The sequence below is a fragment of the Agrobacterium rubi TR3 = NBRC 13261 genome, assembly GCF_000739935.1.
GTDB classification, from domain to species: domain Bacteria; phylum Pseudomonadota; class Alphaproteobacteria; order Rhizobiales; family Rhizobiaceae; genus Agrobacterium; species Agrobacterium rubi.
In genome coordinates, this window is sequence record NZ_BBJU01000040.1 from 1 (window position 1) to 19,039 (window position 19,039).

Annotated in this window: 15 protein-coding genes and 1 tRNA gene; 1 reads left to right on the forward strand and 15 read right to left on the reverse strand. The window is 55.0% G+C overall.

The features are described 5' to 3' along the window. Positions 1–69 precede the first annotated feature (69 nt). From fusA to rpsL, 3 genes are all read right to left on the reverse strand, one after another. A complete protein-coding gene (gene fusA, locus RRU01S_RS24465) occupies positions 70–2,169 on the reverse strand; it encodes an elongation factor G (protein WP_045232851.1) in 2,100 nt (699 codons plus the stop codon). A 27-nt stretch (positions 2,170–2,196) separates the two neighbouring features. After that, a complete protein-coding gene (gene rpsG / locus RRU01S_RS24470; RefSeq protein ID WP_045232852.1) occupies positions 2,197–2,667 on the reverse strand; it encodes a 30S ribosomal protein S7 in 471 nt (156 codons plus the stop codon). 77 nt (positions 2,668–2,744) lie between these two features. Next, positions 2,745–3,116: a 30S ribosomal protein S12 gene (gene rpsL / locus RRU01S_RS24475; RefSeq protein WP_042618537.1), complete on the reverse strand. Its 372-nt coding sequence runs from the start codon at positions 3,114–3,116 to the stop codon at positions 2,745–2,747. A gap of 522 nt (positions 3,117–3,638) precedes the next feature. On the opposite strand from rpsL, the gene RRU01S_RS24480 reads away from it, so the two are divergent. After that, positions 3,639–3,932, forward strand: a complete 294-nt coding sequence (locus tag RRU01S_RS24480; protein WP_045232853.1) for a hypothetical protein — start codon at positions 3,639–3,641, stop codon at positions 3,930–3,932. A gap of 479 nt (positions 3,933–4,411) precedes the next feature. On the opposite strand, the gene RRU01S_RS24485 is transcribed toward RRU01S_RS24480, so the two are convergent. From RRU01S_RS24485 to RRU01S_RS25675, 12 genes are all read right to left on the reverse strand, one after another. Beyond that, on the reverse strand, positions 4,412–5,011 hold the full coding sequence (locus RRU01S_RS24485) for a type VI secretion system tube protein Hcp (RefSeq protein ID WP_131367853.1): 600 nt from the start codon (positions 5,009–5,011) through the stop codon (positions 4,412–4,414). A gap of 76 nt (positions 5,012–5,087) precedes the next feature. Next, entirely contained in the window at positions 5,088–9,296 is a 4,209-nt protein-coding gene (gene rpoC / locus RRU01S_RS24490; protein ID WP_045232855.1) for a DNA-directed RNA polymerase subunit beta', read from the reverse strand. 177 nt (positions 9,297–9,473) lie between these two features. Then, the gene (gene rpoB / locus RRU01S_RS24495; protein ID WP_045232856.1) at positions 9,474–13,613 is read right to left on the reverse strand and encodes a DNA-directed RNA polymerase subunit beta; all 4,140 of its coding nucleotides are present in this window, start codon (positions 13,611–13,613) and stop codon (positions 9,474–9,476) included. A gap of 260 nt (positions 13,614–13,873) precedes the next feature. After that, entirely contained in the window at positions 13,874–14,248 is a 375-nt protein-coding gene (gene rplL, locus RRU01S_RS24500; RefSeq protein WP_045232857.1) for a 50S ribosomal protein L7/L12, read from the reverse strand. Between the two features lie 58 nt (positions 14,249–14,306). Continuing rightward, positions 14,307–14,825 (reverse strand): 50S ribosomal protein L10, encoded by a 519-nt coding sequence (gene rplJ, locus RRU01S_RS24505; RefSeq protein WP_045232858.1) that lies wholly within the window; start codon positions 14,823–14,825, stop codon positions 14,307–14,309. Between the two features lie 358 nt (positions 14,826–15,183). Then, positions 15,184–15,879, reverse strand: coding sequence for a 50S ribosomal protein L1 (gene rplA, locus RRU01S_RS24510; RefSeq protein WP_045232859.1), 696 nt, complete (start codon positions 15,877–15,879; stop codon positions 15,184–15,186). A 2-nt stretch (positions 15,880–15,881) separates the two neighbouring features. Beyond that, positions 15,882–16,313, reverse strand: coding sequence for a 50S ribosomal protein L11 (rplK, locus tag RRU01S_RS24515; RefSeq protein WP_045232860.1), 432 nt, complete (start codon positions 16,311–16,313; stop codon positions 15,882–15,884). Between the two features lie 214 nt (positions 16,314–16,527). Then, positions 16,528–17,058 (reverse strand): transcription termination/antitermination protein NusG, encoded by a 531-nt coding sequence (nusG, locus tag RRU01S_RS24520; protein ID WP_045232861.1) that lies wholly within the window; start codon positions 17,056–17,058, stop codon positions 16,528–16,530. A 21-nt stretch (positions 17,059–17,079) separates the two neighbouring features. Further along, positions 17,080–17,280 (reverse strand): preprotein translocase subunit SecE, encoded by a 201-nt coding sequence (gene secE / locus RRU01S_RS24525; protein ID WP_045232862.1) that lies wholly within the window; start codon positions 17,278–17,280, stop codon positions 17,080–17,082. Between the two features lie 184 nt (positions 17,281–17,464). After that, positions 17,465–17,540 (reverse strand) — tRNA-Trp (locus RRU01S_RS24530). Positions 17,541–17,929: 389 nt separating this feature from the next. Beyond that, complete coding sequence (locus tag RRU01S_RS24535) at positions 17,930–18,616, reverse strand: glycosyltransferase family protein (RefSeq protein WP_045232863.1); 687 nt, start codon at positions 18,614–18,616, stop codon at positions 17,930–17,932. Between the two features lie 245 nt (positions 18,617–18,861). Continuing rightward, positions 18,862–19,039, reverse strand: a 178-nt coding sequence (locus RRU01S_RS25675) for an EF-Tu C-terminal domain-related protein (RefSeq protein WP_081880071.1), incomplete at its 5' end; no start/stop codon positions are given.

Sequence of the window (19,039 nt, forward strand, 5' to 3'; positions counted from 1 at the left end):
ATTCGTGGCTCTCCATTCCTGTCCCGTAAAGGGAATAAACTTAAAAATTTCGTTTGGGGCGTACCCCGATCACTTCTGACCGGAGTACTTTGCCTGGATTTCCTGAGCAACGTTGCTCGGAACCGGCGAATAGTGATCGAAGGTCATCGAATACTGCGCGCGGCCCTGAGACATGGAGCGCAGGTTGTCGACGTACTTGAACATGTTGGCCAGCGGAACATGCGCGTTGATGACAACGGCAATACCACGGCTTTCCTGACCCTGGATCTGACCGCGACGCGAGTTCAGATCGCCGATCACGTCACCGACGTAATCTTCAGGGGTTACAACTTCGACCTTCATCATCGGCTCGAGAAGCTGTGCACCAGCCTTCTTCGCTGCTTCACGGAAGCAGGCACGCGATGCGATTTCGAACGCCAGAACCGAGGAGTCAACGTCGTGGTATGCGCCGTCGATCAGGGTTGCCTTGACGCCGAGCATCGGGAAGCCAGCCAGAGGACCGGAAGACAGAACGCTTTCGATACCCTTCTGAACGCCCGGGATGTATTCCTTCGGAACAGCACCACCAACGATCTTGGACTCGAACTTGAAGTCTTCGCCATCAGGATTTGGTTCGAAGACGATCTTGACACGAGCGAACTGACCGGTACCACCGGACTGCTTCTTGTGTGTGTAATCTTCTTCGTGCTGACGCGTGATCGTTTCGCGGTAGGCAACCTGCGGAGCACCGACGGTGGCCTCGACCTTGAACTCGCGACGCATACGGTCAACGAGAATGTCGAGGTGAAGTTCGCCCATGCCAGCAATGATGGTCTGACCGGATTCTTCATCCGTCTTGACGCGGAACGAAGGATCTTCAGCTGCCAGGCGGTTGAGCGCGAGGCCCATCTTTTCCTGGTCGCCCTTGGTCTTCGGTTCGATCGCGATCTGGATAACCGGCTCAGGGAATTCCATACGCTCGAGGATAACCGGCTTCAGAGGATCGCAAAGCGTATCGCCTGTTGTGGTTTCCTTGAGACCGGCCAGAGCAACGATGTCGCCAGAGAAGGCTTCTTCAATGTCTTCGCGGGAGTTGGAATGCATCTGAAGCATACGACCGACGCGCTCGCGCTTGTCCTTGACCGTGTTCAAAACCGATGTGCCCTTTTCGAGCTTGCCGGAGTAGATGCGTGCGAAGGTGAGTGAACCAACGAAGGGGTCGTTCATGATCTTGAACGCAAGCATCGAAAGCGGCTCAGAGTCGTCTGGGTGACGTTCGATTTCAGCTTCGGTCTTGAAGTCGATGCCCTTGATCGCAGGAATATCCAGCGGCGAAGGCAGGTAATCGCAAACGGCGTCGAGAAGTGGCTGAACGCCCTTGTTCTTGAACGCAGTACCGCAGAACATCGGGTGGAACTTCACGTCGATGGTGCCGCGGCGAACGAGTTCACGGATCTTGTCGTTGTCGGGCATTTCGCCGTTCAGGTAGGCTTCCATGGCTTCTTCATCGATATCGACGACCTGTTCGATCATCTTTTCACGATATTCAGCAGCCTTTTCTTTCATGTCGTCAGGAATCTCGACAACATCCCACTGAGCGCCGAGCGACTCGTCGCGCCAGATCAGAGCGTTCATTTCGATCAGATCGATAACGCCCTTGAATTCTGTTTCCGCACCGATTGGGAGTTGCATGACAACAGCGATGGCGCCGAGACGGGTCTTGATCATTTCTACCGAGCGGTAGAAGTCAGCACCGGTCTTGTCCATCTTGTTGCAGAAGATCATCCGCGGAACGTGGTACTTCTCAGCCTGGCGCCAGACGGTTTCCGTCTGCGGCTCGACACCGGCGTTGGCATCGAGAAGAGCGATCGCACCGTCGAGAACGCGCAGAGAACGTTCGACTTCAATCGTGAAGTCAACGTGGCCGGGGGTGTCGATGATGTTGAAACGGCGCATCTTGCCGTCGCGACCCTTCCAGAAGGTCGTCGTGGCAGCAGACGTGATGGTGATCCCACGCTCCTGCTCCTGCTCCATCCAGTCCATCGTGGCTGCGCCATCATGAACTTCGCCGATCTTGTGCGACTTACCGGTGTAGTAAAGAATACGCTCGGTGGTGGTCGTCTTGCCGGCGTCGATATGCGCCATGATACCGAAATTGCGGTAGTCTTCGATTTTATATTCGCGAGCCATAACGGACTGCCTTTCGGATCGGTTAGATTACCAGCGGTAATGCGAGAATGCGCGGTTGGCGTCGGCCATCTTGTGCGTGTCTTCGCGCTTCTTGACGGCAGAACCACGGTTGTTCGCTGCATCCATGAGTTCGCCCGACAGGCGATCAACCATGGTTGTTTCGTTGCGCTTGCGCGCAGCAGCGATCAGCCAGCGGATCGCGAGAGCCTGACGGCGCTCTGGGCGAACATCGACCGGAACCTGGTAGGTTGCACCACCAACGCGGCGCGAACGCACTTCAACGTGCGGAGCAACGTTGTCGAGGGCCGAATGGAAGATGCCGAGCGGCTCTGCCTTCGACTTGCCCTGAACGACGTCGAACGCGCCGTAGACGATGCTTTCTGCGACCGACTTCTTGCCGTGAAGCATGATGGCGTTCATGAACTTGGTAACGATCAGATCGCCGAACTTCGGGTCCGGATTGATCTCACGCTTTTCTGCACTATGGCGACGGGACATACTATTTGTCTCTCAACTTTGAATGACGCTTTACCACGCGGAGAACCTCGCGCAGCGCCGGAATTTGTTAAACCGAATTACTTCGGACGCTTGGCACCGTACTTGGAACGACGCTGCTTGCGGTTCTTGACGCCCTGGGTATCGAGAACACCACGGATCACGTGGTAACGAACGCCCGGCAAGTCCTTTACGCGGCCGCCACGGATCATGACAACGGAGTGTTCCTGAAGGTTGTGACCTTCACCTGGAATGTAGCCGATGACTTCGAAGCCGTTGGTCAGGCGGATCTTGGCAACCTTACGAAGAGCCGAGTTAGGCTTCTTAGGGGTCGTTGTGTAAACGCGTGTGCAAACGCCGCGCTTCTGTGGGTTTTCCTGCAGAGCAGGAACCTTATTGCGCTTTACCTGTGCCTGACGTGGCTTACGGATCAGCTGGTTTACGGTAGGCATATAACCATCCCTTGCAAAAACTACTTTAGCCACCCTCACGGATGGCGGTTATACCGTTTCCGGCAACGACGCACGCATAGCCTCATGCGCAAATTGTGGCCCGATCCGGTTTTCACGGATGGGACCACCAAGAGCAGAGGACGTAATGATACGTCTTGCGTGCAACATTCGTGTCTCGTACGTGTTTTTGGACCCTTGTTTGAGGTGATCTCCGGAACGAGTCGTTCCAGACGGCCATACCTCACATTGGCTCCGATGGCGGGCGTACTACTGTTTTAACCCAGTTTCGTCAAGGGTGAATCCGCATTTAGTCCCTGTGCGGGCCTTGAGAACCACCCTGTAACACGTCATTACCAAAGGCTATTAACATAATGCCCCTCCGCGTGCACGGTTTTCCCAATCCGGCCTTTGGCTTTTGACAAAACCCGTCTATTGATTCCCCGAGATTGCACTTGGCGGCGAAACCTTTGCTTTGCCCTTCCGTTATCTCACGACAATCATAGCCAGAAAAGGAATCGCGTCATGATTACAGAACCAGATAACGACAACGGACGCGACGATGCCATGGTCTTTATCGTCATCGGCAAGGCCTATGAGCGCGAAGGCCAAGAAGGCATCGACATCCACGTCATCCTGAGTGCCCCCGACGACGACAGCGCCGTGCGCGAAGCCCTCAACGCGCTGTCCGAAGAAGGCTTCCTCGAAGCCGACCTCGACCAGATCGGCATGCTGACCGAAATCCCCGACGAAGAGCCGCATGCTTCAGCTTATCAGGGAGCGCTTGAGGGTGAAGTGGCGATTATTCGCTTTGCGTGAGGCAATGCAAACAAAACAGACGGCCGATCTGAGCTGAACTTTCCCCGCCCGTTTCCGTACTAGACCGGGCGGCGGAAAACTCAAGTACCTCGCGCGTCTATTCGGAGTTCGTGATGATAGCATGTCATTACTGCGAACGTAGCATTCCCGAAAACACGATCATCTGCCCATTTTGCCATAAGCCGCAGATGTCGATCAAAGAACAAAAGCTTCAAGCGAAACGTATCTGGATCGTCGTGATCGTCGCTGCTTTGAATGTCGGAGCTGTTTTTCTCTACATGCACTTCAAGTAAAGAACGGTGAAAGATTCTTAAAGAGACGACCAAACACTTGCGAGCGTCTGATTCCGTTTGGAAATGTATTGTTTTTCTCCGCTCGCCGACATTCTGGAAACGGCTGATAGATGAACAAAAAACGCATGGATCGCGCTTGGCGTTTCCATTTTCACTTGTAGGAAAGTCACAAGGAACCCCTGCCCTCTAAAAAATTCGGTCAGCGCTGAGGTCGTATCCTGTTACCCAACGCTCGCGAATATCCGCAGCATTATGATGAACGGTCGTCCAGATATCTATCCTGCTAAAACTGACGCTCAAAGTTTCACTCGGTTCGTCATCATCAGTCGAAATTATCAAGGATGGGTATGACAGCTCAAATTTGATATCTGTTTGGCCGTGTGTATGCAGGAGATGAACAAATGCTTTGTTTCCCAAGTCACCTTCTTTTGCCACACCGTATAGGGCAGCGGATAATTCGTCACTGTTTCTGGCCATTCGCAACTCGGAGACGATAGGTTTGGGTATTATCTCCAACTCGCGTGAGTTTGGAATCTTGCGATCAACTTTGAATTCGAGTGAATTGACGCTGATACATCCAGAGTATTGATTGGCATCGACGCTCCCATGAAATCCCTCGATTTCCAAATAAATTGGCATCGCTCCACTCCTCAACTTCAGGTCGTCCATTTCTCTACCAGAAAAACCACGTTTTGCCACCTGCGGCCGGAGCAACTGAGACTGCTCCAATGCCCGGCGCTTAAATCGAGTAAATGCTTCCACCGTGTTTGAAATCTCAGAAAACAAAAAAACGCCCGGATCACTCCGGGCGTTTTTATTTCAGCAAGCGGCGCCTCTCACGAGGCCCCTACCCCAACCACCGTCACTCGGCAGCTGGAGCCTTGTCTGTCATGTCCTGCAACATCTGGTTTGCGGAAGACGAGCCTGTGCTCTTCTTGCGCTCTTCGATGATGAGTTCGTCACGACCCGTCGCGATGCGGCGGATCTGGGTCATTGTGCCGCCGGTACCGGCCGGGATGAGGCGGCCGACGATGACGTTTTCTTTCAGACCCTGCAACGTGTCGGTCTTGCCGGCGATTGCGGCTTCCGTGAGAACCTTTGTGGTTTCCTGGAACGAAGCAGCCGAGATGAACGATGGCGTTTGCAGCGATGCCTTGGTGATACCCAGAAGAACCGGGTCGCCGTAGGATGGCTTTTTGCCTTCGTCGATCAGACGATCGTTGTTGTCTTCCATCTCGATGCGATCAACGCTGTCGCCGACGATATAATGCGAGTCACCTGCATCGGTGATTTCCACCTTCTGCAGCATCTGACGCACGATCACTTCGATGTGCTTGTCGTTGATGACAACGCCCTGCAAGCGATAGACTTCCTGGATTTCGTTCACGAGGTAGGAAGCCAAAGCCTCTACGCCCTTGATCGCCAGGATGTCGTGCGGTGCCGGGTTACCATCGAGAATGTATTCGCCCTTCTCGATGTAGTCGCCTTCCTGAAGGTGGAACGGCTTGCTCTTCGGGATCAGGTATTCGACTGGCTCGACACCGTCTTCCGCAGGCTCGATCTGAACGCGACGCTTGTTCTTGTAGTCGCGGCCCAGGCGGATCGTACCATCGATTTCGGCGATGATAGCGTGATCCTTCGGACGACGCGCTTCAAAGAGTTCAGCAACACGCGGTAGACCACCGGTGATGTCCTTGGTCTTGGCGCTTTCCAATGGCGAACGTGCAAGCACGTCACCCTGGAAGACCTTCATGCCTGGCTCGACCGACAGGATGGCGTCAACCGACAGCTGGAAGCGAGCTTCGCTACCACGTGCAAGCTTGGCCACATTGCCGGATGCGTCCTTGATGACGATGCAAGGCTTCAGATCCGAACCACGTGGTGTCGAACGCCAGTCGATAACCTGACGCTTGGTGATACCGGTGGATTCGTCGGTCGCTTCCAGAACGGAAAGACCATCGACCAGATCTTCGAAGTGAACGGTTCCTTCCACTTCCGTCATCATTGGACGTGTGTAAGGGTCCCACTCTGCCAGACGCTGACCGCGCTTGACCTTGTCGCCGTCATCCACGAACAGCTTGGAGCCGTAAGCCACACGCTGCGAGGAACGCTCGACGCCACGCTCATCAAGAATGGTGACGGACATGTTACGGCCCATCGCGATGAGGATGTTGTCAGAGTTGCGCAGGCTGTTGCGGTTCTTGATCTGGATCGTACCTTCATACGACGCTTCCAGGAACGACTGGTCGACCACGTTGGCCGTGCCACCAAGGTGGAACGTACGCATGGTGAGCTGTGTGCCCGGTTCACCGATGGACTGCGCGGCGATAACACCCACCGCTTCGCCCATGTTAACCGGCGTACCACGTGCAAGGTCACGACCGTAGCAGACGCCGCAAACGCCAACCTGAATTTCGCAGGTCAGAGCAGAGCGAATACGAACGGACTGGATGCCGGACTTTTCGATGGTCGCGATATCGGCTTCGTCCATCAACTTGCCAGCCTTGACGATGTTTTCGCCCGTGACCGGATTGTCGATATCGTCGAGAGCTGTACGACCAAGGATACGTGCGCCGAGCGAAGCAACGACCTGACCGGCATCGACGATGGCGGTCATGGTGAGGCCCTTGTCGGTGCCGCAATCCGTGGAGTTGACGATGCAATCCTGCGCCACGTCAACGAGACGACGTGTCAGGTAACCGGAGTTCGCCGTCTTCAAGGCCGTGTCTGCCAGACCCTTACGGGCACCGTGCGTCGAGTTGAAGTACTCGTTAACGGTCAGACCTTCCTTAAAGTTGGAAATGATCGGCGTTTCGATGATCTCACCCGATGGCTTGGCCATGAGGCCGCGCATACCACCCAGCTGACGCATCTGGTTCGGAGAACCACGGGCACCGGAGTGGGACATCATGTAGATCGCGTTCATCGGCTTTTGACGACCGGTCTCAGGATCGAACTCGACAGCCTTAATGCGGGCCATCATGTCTTCGGCGACCTTTTCGGTTGCCTTACCCCAGGCGTCAACGACCTTGTTGTACTTTTCGCCCTGAGTGATCAGGCCGTCATTGTACTGCTGTTCGTATTCCTTGACCAAGGTTTCGGTGTCGCCAACGATTTTGACCTTGGTTTCTGGAATGATCATGTCGTCCTTGCCGAACGAAATACCGGCGCGGCAAGCATGCGTAAAGCCGAGCTGCATGATACGGTCGCAGAAGATGACCGTGTCTTTCTGGCCGCAATGACGGTAGACCGTGTCGATCATCTTGGAGATGTTCTTCTTGGTCATTTCCTGGTTGCATGTCTCGAAAGGAACGTTGACGTTCTTCGGCAGAAGTTCACCGATGAGCATACGGCCAGGCGTCGTTTCATGGATCTTCGAGACTGGCTTGCCATCGGCATCCACAGTCTTGAAGCGGCCACGAATCTTGGCATGCAGCGTCACGACCTTGTTTTCCAAAGCGTGGTGCAGTTCGCCGAGGTCGGAGAAGGCCATGCCTTCGCCCGGCTCGTTCTGGTTCATGATCGACAAGTAGTAGAGACCCAGAACCATGTCCTGCGACGGAACGATGATCGGCTGACCGTTTGCAGGGTGCAGGATGTTGTTGGTGGACATCATCAGCACGCGTGCTTCCAGCTGCGCTTCAAGCGACAGCGGAACGTGAACGGCCATCTGGTCACCGTCGAAGTCGGCGTTGAAGGCCGTGCAGACGAGCGGATGCAGCTGGATCGCCTTGCCTTCGACCAACATGGGTTCGAAAGCCTGGATGCCCAAGCGGTGCAGCGTCGGTGCGCGGTTCAACAGAACCGGATGCTCGCGGATGACCTCATCGAGGATATCCCAAACTTCAGGCTTTTCTTTTTCGACCAGCTTCTTGGCCTGCTTGACGGTGGAGGAGTAACCCTTTGCGTCGAGGCGAGCATAGATGAACGGCTTGAACAGCTCAAGCGCCATCTTCTTCGGCAGACCGCACTGGTGCAGCTTCAGTTCTGGACCCGTCACGATAACCGAACGACCGGAATAGTCGACGCGCTTACCGAGAAGGTTCTGACGGAAGCGGCCCTGCTTGCCCTTGAGCATGTCGGACAGCGACTTCAGCGGACGCTTGTTGGCACCCGTGATAACGCGACCACGACGGCCGTTGTCGAACAGCGCATCGACGGATTCCTGCAACATACGCTTTTCGTTGCGGATGATGATGCCAGGCGCACGAAGCTCGATCAGACGCTTCAAACGGTTGTTACGGTTGATGACGCGACGATAGAGATCGTTCAGGTCGGAGGTCGCAAAGCGGCCACCATCCAGCGGAACCAGCGGACGCAGGTCCGGTGGAATGACTGGAACGACCTTCATGATCATCCACTCGGGACGATTGCCGGATTCCATGAAGTTCTCAACGATCTTGAGACGCTTCATGAACTTCTTCTGCTTCAGATCCGATGTGGTCTCGGCAAGCTCGGTGCGAAGGTCGCCCGCGATCTTTTCGAGGTTCATCGACGCCAGCATTTCGTAGATGGCTTCAGCACCGATCATGGCGGTGAACTGATCTTCGCCGAACTCGTCGACGGCGATCATGTACTCTTCTTCGTTCAGAAGCTGGTTCTGCTTCATCGAAGTCAGGCCAGGTTCGGTCACGATGTAGTTTTCGAAGTAGAGAACGCGCTCCACATCTTTCAGCGTCATGTCGAGCAATGTCGAGATACGCGAAGGCAAAGACTTCAGGAACCAGATGTGGGCAACGGGTGCAGCCAGTTCGATATGGCCCATGCGCTCACGACGAACGCGCGACAGCGTCACTTCGACGCCGCACTTTTCGCAGATGATGCCCTTGTACTTCATGCGCTTGTACTTGCCGCACAAGCACTCATAGTCCTTGATCGGTCCAAAAATACGCGCGCAGAACAGACCATCGCGCTCAGGCTTGAACGTACGATAGTTGATGGTTTCTGGCTTCTTGATCTCACCGTAAGACCACGAGAGGATCTTTTCCGGGCTCGCAATCGAAATCCGGATGGAATCGAAGTGCTGCGCCGGTACCGACGGGTTGAAAAGGTTCATGACCTCTTGGTTCATGCCTGTCTCCTTAGGGGTTTGGCCCCTTGCTTGCATCTGGCGCGGTGCTGTGCCGGTCACCGACCAATGCCTAAAACATGATTAACCGCAAAATGCGGCGGAAGTTTCTGCCCTCTGGCCTAAGCCTTTCGGGCGAAACAGGCAGGCACCTTTAAGAGTGCCTGCCCTTCGTGTTTCTTATTCCGCCGCGTCAGGCAGTTGATCCGCCGCGTTGGCTTCGTCGAGCTTGGAGTTTTCCAGTTCGACGCTGAGACCCAGCGAGCGCATTTCCTTGACGAGAACGTTAAAGCTTTCAGGAATACCGGCTTCGAAAGTATCGTCGCCACGGACGATTGCTTCGTAAACCTTGGTGCGGCCCGCCACGTCGTCAGACTTGACGGTGAGCATTTCCTGCAGCGTGTAAGCCGCGCCGTAAGCTTCCAGTGCCCAGACTTCCATTTCCCCGAAGCGCTGTCCACCGAACTGCGCCTTGCCGCCCAGCGGCTGCTGGGTAACGAGCGAGTAAGGACCGATCGAGCGAGCATGGATCTTGTCGTCGACAAGGTGGTTCAGCTTGATCATGTACATGTAGCCGACGGTAACCTTACGGTCGAAGGTTTCACCAGTACGACCATCGTACAGAACAGACTGACCCGATTCATGCAGACCGGCTCTAGTCAGCATTTCAGCGACGTCAGGCTCATGCGCGCCGTCAAAGACCGGCGTTGCAATCGAAACGCCCTTCTTCGATTGTTCGGCAAGACGGATCAGGGACTCGTCATCGAACTGCGAGACCTCGTCCTTGGCCTGGCTGGCATACACTTCCGTCAGCTCACGCTTCAGGTCGGTGATATCCAGCGACTTGTGATACTCTTCAAGCATATCCCCGATTTTCTTGCCCATACCGGCGCAAGCCCATGCGAGGTGCGTTTCGAGAATCTGACCGACGTTCATGCGCGAAGGCACGCCCAGCGGGTTCAAGCAGATGTCGACATGCGTACCGTCTTCCAGGAACGGCATATCTTCAACAGGCACGATACGCGAGACAACGCCCTTGTTACCGTGACGGCCGGCCATCTTGTCGCCTGGCTGGATCTTGCGCTTCACAGCAACAAAGACCTTGACCATCTTCATGACACCAGGAGGCATTTCGTCGCCGCGCTGAACCTTCTCGACCTTGTCCATGAAGCGCTGTTCAAGGCGCGACTTGGATTCGTCGTACTGACCACGAAGCGCTTCCAGCTCGGACTGAGCCTTCTCGTCTTCGACAGCAAACATCCACCACTGCGAGCGGGGATATTCGGATACGACTGCGTTCGAAAGCTCGACGCCCTTCTTGAAGCCCTTCGGACCAGCGATGGAAACCTGTCCGCGCAGCATCTCGATCAGACGACCGTAGACGTTGCGGTCCAGAATGGCTTGCTCGTCGTCACGGTCCTTGGCAAGACGTTCGATCTCTTCGCGCTCGATCGCCATTGCACGTTCGTCTTTTTCGACGCCGTGACGGTTGAACACGCGAACTTCAACGACCGTACCAAACGTGCCCGGAGGCATACGCATGGATGTGTCGCGAACGTCCGACGCTTTCTCACCGAAGATGGCGCGCAGAAGCTTTTCTTCCGGCGTCATCGGGCTTTCACCCTTTGGCGTGATCTTGCCAACGAGGATATCGCCAGGCTGAACTTCCGCACCGATGTAAACGATACCGGCTTCGTCGAGGTTCTTCAGCGCTTCTTCCGAAACGTTCGGAATATCACGCGTAATTTCTTCAGGACCAAGCTTGGTGTCGCGCGCCATCACTTCGAATTCTTCAATGTGGATGGAGGTGAACACGTCGTCGGAGACGATGCGTTCGGACATCAGGATGGAGTCTTCGTAGTTGTAACCGTTCCAAGGCATGAACGCGACGAGCGCGTTGCGGCCAAGTGCCAAGTCACCGAGGTCGGTCGAAGGACCGTCAGCGATGATGTCGCCCTTGTTCAGAATGTCACCGACGGAGACCAGCGGACGCTGGTTGACGCAGGTATTCTGGTTGGAGCGCTGGAACTTCTGGAGACGATAGATGTCAACGCCGGACTTGCCGGCATCGAGATCTTCCGTCGCACGGATAACGATACGGGTCGCATCCACCTGATCGACCACGCCACCACGACGCGCCGCAATGGCAGCACCGGAGTCACGCGCAACGATCGGCTCCATGCCGGTTCCGACGAACGGAGCCTCGGCACGCAGAAGTGGAACGGCCTGACGCTGCATGTTCGAGCCCATGAGAGCGCGGTTGGCGTCGTCGTTTTCCAGGAACGGAATAAGAGCAGCCGCAACCGAAACCAGCTGCTTTGGCGAAACGTCCATCAGGTTGATGTTGTCGCGCGGCGCCAGCATAACTTCGCCAGAGTGACGGCAAACAACGAATTCTTCGGTGAATGCGCCTTCAGCGTCCAGCTCTGCATTGGCCTGTGCAACGTAGTATTTTGCCTCCTCCATAGCGGAGAGGTAAATTACTTCGGTCGTGACCTTGCCGTCGATGATCTTGCGGTACGGGCTTTCGATGAAGCCGTACTTGTTGACGCGGGCAAAGGTTGCAAGCGAGTTGATAAGACCGATGTTCGGGCCTTCAGGCGTTTCGATTGGGCAAATACGGCCGTAGTGGGTTGGGTGAACGTCGCGGACTTCGAAGCCTGCGCGCTCGCGGGTCAGACCACCTGGTCCAAGAGCCGAAAGACGGCGCTTGTGGGTGATTTCCGAAAGCGGGTTCACCTGGTCCATGAACTGCGAGAGCTGCGAGGAGCCGAAGAATTCGCGAACAGCAGCAGCTGCCGGCTTTGCGTTGATCAAGTCCTGCGGCATCACGGTATCGATTTCGATCGAGGACATACGTTCCTTGATCGCACGTTCCATACGAAGCAGACCCAGACGATATTGGTTCTCCATCAACTCGCCGACGGAGCGAACGCGACGGTTGCCGAGGTTGTCGATATCGTCGATTTCGCCCTTACCATCGCGCAGTTCGACCAGCATTCTGACGACAGCCAAAATGTCTTCCTTGCGTAGCGTGCGCACGGTGTCTTCTGCATCGAGGTCGAGACGCATGTTCATCTTCACGCGGCCAACCGCAGACAGGTCGTAGCGCTCGCTATCGAAAAACAGCGACTTGAACATGGCTTCGGCCGAATCCATGGTTGGCGGCTCACCCGGACGCATGACGCGGTAGATGTCGAACAGAGCTTCCTGACGGTTCTCGTTCTTGTCTGCAGCCAACGTGTTGCGGATGTAGGCACCCACATTGATGTGGTCGATGTTGAGGATCGGGATTTCGTCGAAACCGGAATCCAGGATCAGCTTCAGCGTCTTCTCATCAATTTCGTCGCCTGCTTCGAGATAGATTTCACCTGTCTCGTAGTTGACGATGTCTTCGGCGAGATAGTTGCCGTAGAGATCTTCATTGCTTGCCTTCAGAAACTTCAGGCCCTTGTCCGACATCTGACGGATGAGACGTGGAGTGAGCTTCTTGCCGGCTTCGACAACGACTTCGCCTGTGTCCGCATCGACCAGTTCGGTGATGGCCTTGGCACCCTTCAGCACGTCTGGCTGATACGGGTAGCGCCAGCCTTCGCCGTCGCGCACGTAATTTGCCTTGGTGTAGAAGGTCGACAGAATTTCTTCGCCGTCCATGCCAAGCGCCATCAGAAGCGATGTTGCAGGCAGCTTACGGCGACGGTCGATACGTGCGTAGACGACATCCTTGGCGTCGAATTCGATATCGAGCCAGGAACCGCGATACGGGATGACGCGTGCAGCAAACAGAAGCTTACCCGACGAGTGGCTCTTGCCCTTGTCGTGGTCGAAGAAGACGCCCGGCGAACGGTGCATCTGCGATACGATAACACGCTCTGTACCGTTGACGATGAACGTGCCGTTGTTGGTCATGAGCGGCATGTCGCCCATGTAGACGGACTGTTCCTTGATGTCCTTGATGGACTTCGCGCCCGTATCTTCATCGATATCGAACACGATGAGGCGCAGCGTCACTTTGAGCGGCGCTGCATAGGTCAGATCGCGCTGACGGCATTCTTCGACGTCGAACTTCGGTGCTTCGAATTCGTAGGACACGAATTCAAGCATAGACGCGCCGGAAAAGTCGGTGATCGGGAATACGGACCTGAATACGGCGTTCAATCCCTCGTCGGGACGACCACCCTCGGGCTCGTCAACCATGAGAAACTGGTCATACGAAGCCTTTTGAACCTCAATGAGGTTCGGCATTTCCGCTACTTCTGGAATTTTGCCGAAAAACTTGCGTACGCGCCTGCGACCGTTAAACGAAAGGGTCTGAGCCATCGTCGCTCCTTTAAAATTGCATCCGGGCCTGCAACGGACGGGAACCGCTGGCCAGTCGATCCCGTCAATCCAATGAGTATCTTCAATCTCGTTTCACGTCCCGAACGATAAGGCCGGATTGCCTGTAAAGCGCGGTTCGAAACCATTCTCTTGAAGAACCCATTACCCAAAAGCCATTTTCACGCGGCTTTTGGGTAAAAAGTTCAGGAGAAATGAGATCAGGAGGCGGTGCTGACACCGCCTCCCAAAACATTCCAAGATTACTTAACGTCAACCTTGGCGCCAGCGTCTTCAAGCTTCTTCTTGAGGTCAGCAGCTTCAGCCTTGGAAACAGCTTCCTTAACAGCCTTAGGAGCACCTTCAACGAGGTCCTTAGCTTCCTTCAGGCCGAGACCTGTGATTGCGCGGACTTCCTTGATGACGTTGATCTTGTTTGCACCAGCTTCGACGAGGATAACGTCGAATTCTGTCTTTTCTTCTTCAGCAGGAGCTGCAGCAGCGCCGCCGGCAGCAGCAACTGCTACAGGAGCAGCAGCGGAAACGCCCCACTTTTCTTCGAGAAGCTTCGAAAGCTCAGCAGCTTCCAGAACTGTCAGAGCGGAGAGGTCGTCAACGATCTTTGCGAGATCAGCCATGTTATAGTTCCTTTAATTCGGTTCGAACCGGTTTGAATATTTACAGCGAAAAACCGCCTTAAGCGGCTTCGTCCTTCTTTGAGTAAGCCGAGAACACGCGAGCAAGCTGGCTTGCTGGTGCTGCAACAACCGTGGCAACGCGCGTAGCAGGAGCCGCAAACAGGCCCAGCAACTTTGCACGCAGCTCGTCCAGCGAAGGCAGGGTCGCAAGCGACTTGACTGCATCTGCGTTGAGCGTGGTTGTGCCCATGGCGCCGCCCAGAACAACGATCTTGTCGTTGGTCTTTGCGAAATCCATGACGACTTTCGGAGCAATCATAGGGTCAGTGCTGTATGCAATCAGCGTCTGTCCCTTGAAGAGATCGATGATCCCTTCCGACTCCGTACCCTGAAGAGCGATCTTGGCCAGGCGGTTCTTCGCGACCTTGACGGTGCCGCCAGCAGCACGCATTTTCGAACGAAAATCGTTCATCTGCGCAACTGTGACACCAGCATAGTGGGCCACGACAACTGAACCAGAAGCCTTGAAGACTTCATTCAGCTCCGTGACGAATTCGCGTTTTTCCGCTCTTTCCACTGTCTGTCTCCAGTAGATGAGAACACATTGAACTGTGAACCCATCGGGTTTGCCTTTGCCTCAAGAGACCTTGTTGCCAAAATCTCAAGCGACGCTTGAGGATCCTGTCCCCCGCTCTGTCGCCGCAAACGGCTTCAGGCACAGGCACATCAGGTTCGAACCGGATTATTAAGCATCCTTGGATGCGAAAATCCGGGCCTTACCCGTCTCATGCAGGCTGAATGATTAAGGCCTAAATCCCGGAGGAAATGAGCCGCCTACAATCTCGGACAGGAGTTCCAGGTTGCCCTGGAAATTCCCGACCCTTGCGAGCCGGAAATCGGTGTTGCCGCGCCTCTTGCGAAGCGCGGCGAATTCTTTAAGCGGTGACCGACGAAGGCTCGATGCGAACGCCTGGACCCATGGTCGAGGAGATCGCTACGCGCTTGACGTAGTTACCCTTGGCGCCAGCTGGCTTCGCCTTGATGACGGCGTCAGCGAAAGCCTTGATGTTTTCTTCGAGCGCCTTGGCGTCGAAGGAAGCCTTGCCAATACCAGCATGAACGATACCGGCCTTTTCGACGCGGAACTCGACAGCGCCGCCCTTGGAAGCCTTGACAGCTCCGGCAACATCCATCGTAACCGTACCGACCTTCGGGTTTGGCATCATGCCGCGTGGGCCGAGAACCTTACCGAGGCGACCGACGAGCGGCATCATGTCAGGTGTGGCGATAACGCGATCGAAGTCAATCTTGCCGCCCTGAACGATTTCCAGCAGGTCTTCTGCACCGACGATGTCTGCACCGGCAGCCTTGGCTTCATCAGCCTTAGCACCACGAGCGAAGACAGCAACGCGAACGTCACGGCCTGTGCCGTTTGGCAGGTTGACAACGCCGCGGACCATCTGGTCTGCGTGACGTGGGTCAACGCCGAGGTTCATCGAAACTTCAACGGTTTCGTCGAACTTGGCGACAGCCCGTTCCTTCACCATCGAAATGGCGTCGGTCAGGACGTAGAGTGTCTTCGAATCAACGCCTTCGCGGATCTTCTGTACGCGCTTTGCAAGCTTTGCCATGATCAACCTACCACTTCCAGGCCCATGGCGCGGGCAGAGCCCTCAACCATTGCCATTGCGCCTTCGATGTTGGCTGCATTCAGATCCTTCATCTTGGCTTCAGCGATCGTCTTGACCTGAGCCTTGGTGATGGAGCCGACCTTGGCACCCTTACCAGGTGTCTTGGAACCGGATGTGATCTTGGCTTCCTTCTTCAACCAATAGGTCATGGGCGGCTGCTTCATGACGAAGGTGAAGGACTTGTCCTGGTAATAGGTGATGACGACCGGGATCGGCATACCCTTTTCCATTTCCTGCGTGGCGGCATTGAACGCCTTGCAGAATTCCATGATGTTTACGCCACGCTGACCAAGCGCCGGGCCGATTGGCGGGGACGGGTTTGCCGATCCTGCCTTGACCTGAAGCTTGAGCTGGCCTGCAACTTTCTTAGCCATATCTCTCTGCCTTTCAAAACGAACCGGCTTGCCGGTTCACATGCCGGAATATCCGGCGGCTGCGGTTGCGTGGTGCGATCTCTGCCCCGGCTAAGGGTCAGATAATCTTCCACGCGTTATGCGGACTTGCCGCATCCCATCAGAAAGTCAAACAATCACTTGGACGACTTTCATGATGTATAGAATGAAGGGCACATGGCCCTTCACAATCTCGTCAGACCTTTTCGACCTGCGCATATTCCAGTTCGACTGGCGTCGCACGACCGAAGATGGAGACTTCCACCTTGAGGCGCGAGCGCTCTTCGTCGACGTCCTGAACCACGCCGTTGAACGACGCGAACGGACCATCGGAAACGCGAACCTGTTCGCCGATCTCGAACGACACCGAAGACTTCGGACGCTCGACGCCTTCCTGAACCTGACCGAGGATACGGTCTGCTTCAGAATCAGGGATCGGAACAGGCTTGTTGTCCGAACCCAGGAAACCCGTGACCTTGGGCGTATTCTTGATGAGGTGATAGGCCTCATCCGTCAAGTTAGCACGCACCAGCACGTAACCTGGAAAGAACTTGCGCTCGCTATCGACCTTGCGGCCGCGACGCACCTCAACGACCTTTTCGGTCGGAACGAGGATTTTTTCAAAGAGGTGATCAAGGCCCTTCTGACGAACCTTTTCCTCTATCGACTCAGCGACCTTCTTTTCGAAGTTCGAATACGCCTGAACAATATACCAACGCGCTGCCATCTCTACTCTCCGCTCAATTCGTTACCGGCCAAAGCTCAGAACGAGACTGAGCAACCAGCCAATGAGCTGGTCAGCCGCAAAGAAGAACAGTGCCGCAAAAATGACCATAACCAGAACCATGGCCGTGGAAATCATCGTCTCGCGGCGCGACGGCCAAGTGATCTTCGACGTTTCAGCACGAACCTGCTGCAAAAACGTAAACGGATTGGTTTTGGATGCCATTGACTGCCCACGCAATTACGGCACGTAAAGCCGAAATAATCGGCCCCACGCACCGCGTGTCTGTTTTGTCTTACATAAACATCGATTCCCTCTTTAACAAGAGAAAAACGACATTCGGCGAATTTCACCGGTAAACCGGCACCTCACCTGCCATGCAGCGATGCCCCGCGCTTGCGGATGAGGATGGCAGGGGCAGTAAGGCTCGAACTTACGACCTGCGGTTTTGGAGACCGCCGCTCTACCAACTGAGCTATACCCCTAAGTCAAACAATCAGACAGATGTCTTTGGTATCTATCGCTATTTGTGACGCTCGTTTAAGGCCACGAATCTCGATTGGCAAGTGTTTTTTTTGCTATTCACAGCACAGCGGAAAACAGAGGGGTTTGACGCCCCTGTCAAGACTGCGAGGAACGGGGGTGCTGAACTCTAAACGCAAAAACGTCCCGATAGACGCAGTTGTCGATGCCCTCCCCCACGGATTTCACGCGCTCTAAAGCATAAGGGAACGTGTATGGCGGATGCCGCTTTAGCGTCATCCGCCTAATGTCACCGTATGGTGGCAAGTGATTTTTGAAACCAAAAACCTCTTTGCCGTTTCAAGGAATAAGATGCGCAACTGCGCCTTGGGCGCAATCGCAATCATCGTCATCAAGCGCGCTGGACGACCGAGAGAACCCGCTCACGAGCGGCAAACCACTCTTCGGCGTAATCGTCGTTCTTGTATTCTTCGAAATACGGTCCACCATCCGTGAAGTGGACGTTGTCGGCCTGTTCATTGTGTTCGTATTCGTTGACGAGCCAGTTCCAGGTCTTTGGAATTTCGCCGATCAACTCTTCCGATTCCAGCCACTTGAACTGGTGCAGTTCGAGACCCGAGGCCGTGTTGACATAGTCCTTGGTCAGGGTCTTGCATTTGGCGTTGTTGAAGAGAATGAAGCTCGACCAGTTCTTCTTTTCATATTTCGTCTGCGTCTGGCCCAGGAACTTGGTTTCGACCTTCGGCACGTAGTCGTGCTTCACGCACATGGCGGCGTAGCGGTCGTCGCGCAGCTCCCACAGCTTGGCGATGTCGGTCCGCATCAGCATGTCGCAATCGGCAAAGATCGCCCACCCTTCGAAGTCGCACAGATAAGGCACCAGAAAGCGTGAGAAGGAGAATTCCGTGGACTGCAACTGATTGCGCTCGCGCGTGAAAATGCCGTCGAGATTGTTCAGCGCAATGGGCGTGAACTCAACCGGAATGGAACTCTTCTCCTGAATGCTTTGGCAGAAGACGTGGTAGGCGACGACTTCCTTGCTGTCGAAGCCGATAAAAATGCGTGCCTTGTCGGTCATATTGACTCCCATCAATATCATAAATGAGGACTTGCACCGCAAGACAGTCGCTCTCGCGGTGAATGGTTGGTCGATAGCGGAAACTATACGAGAATAGTCGACAATATAGAGGCAAACGACGGAAAACGCATTTTTCCCAGTGAAATCATGCTGTTTTCATAAGCTTGCCGTGAGCCGTGATCCGTAAAACGAAAAAACCCCGCCATGTCTGGCGGGGTTCTGATCCATCCCTTGCGGGACGACGATTACTCGACGATCGAAGCGACGATGCCGGCGCCGACGGTACGGCCGCCTTCGCGGATCGCAAAGCGCAGCTTTTCTTCCATGGCGATCGGAACGATCAGTTCGACTTCAACCGTGACGTTGTCGCCTGGCATAACCATTTCCGTGCCTTCTGGAAGCGAAACGATACCGGTCACGTCC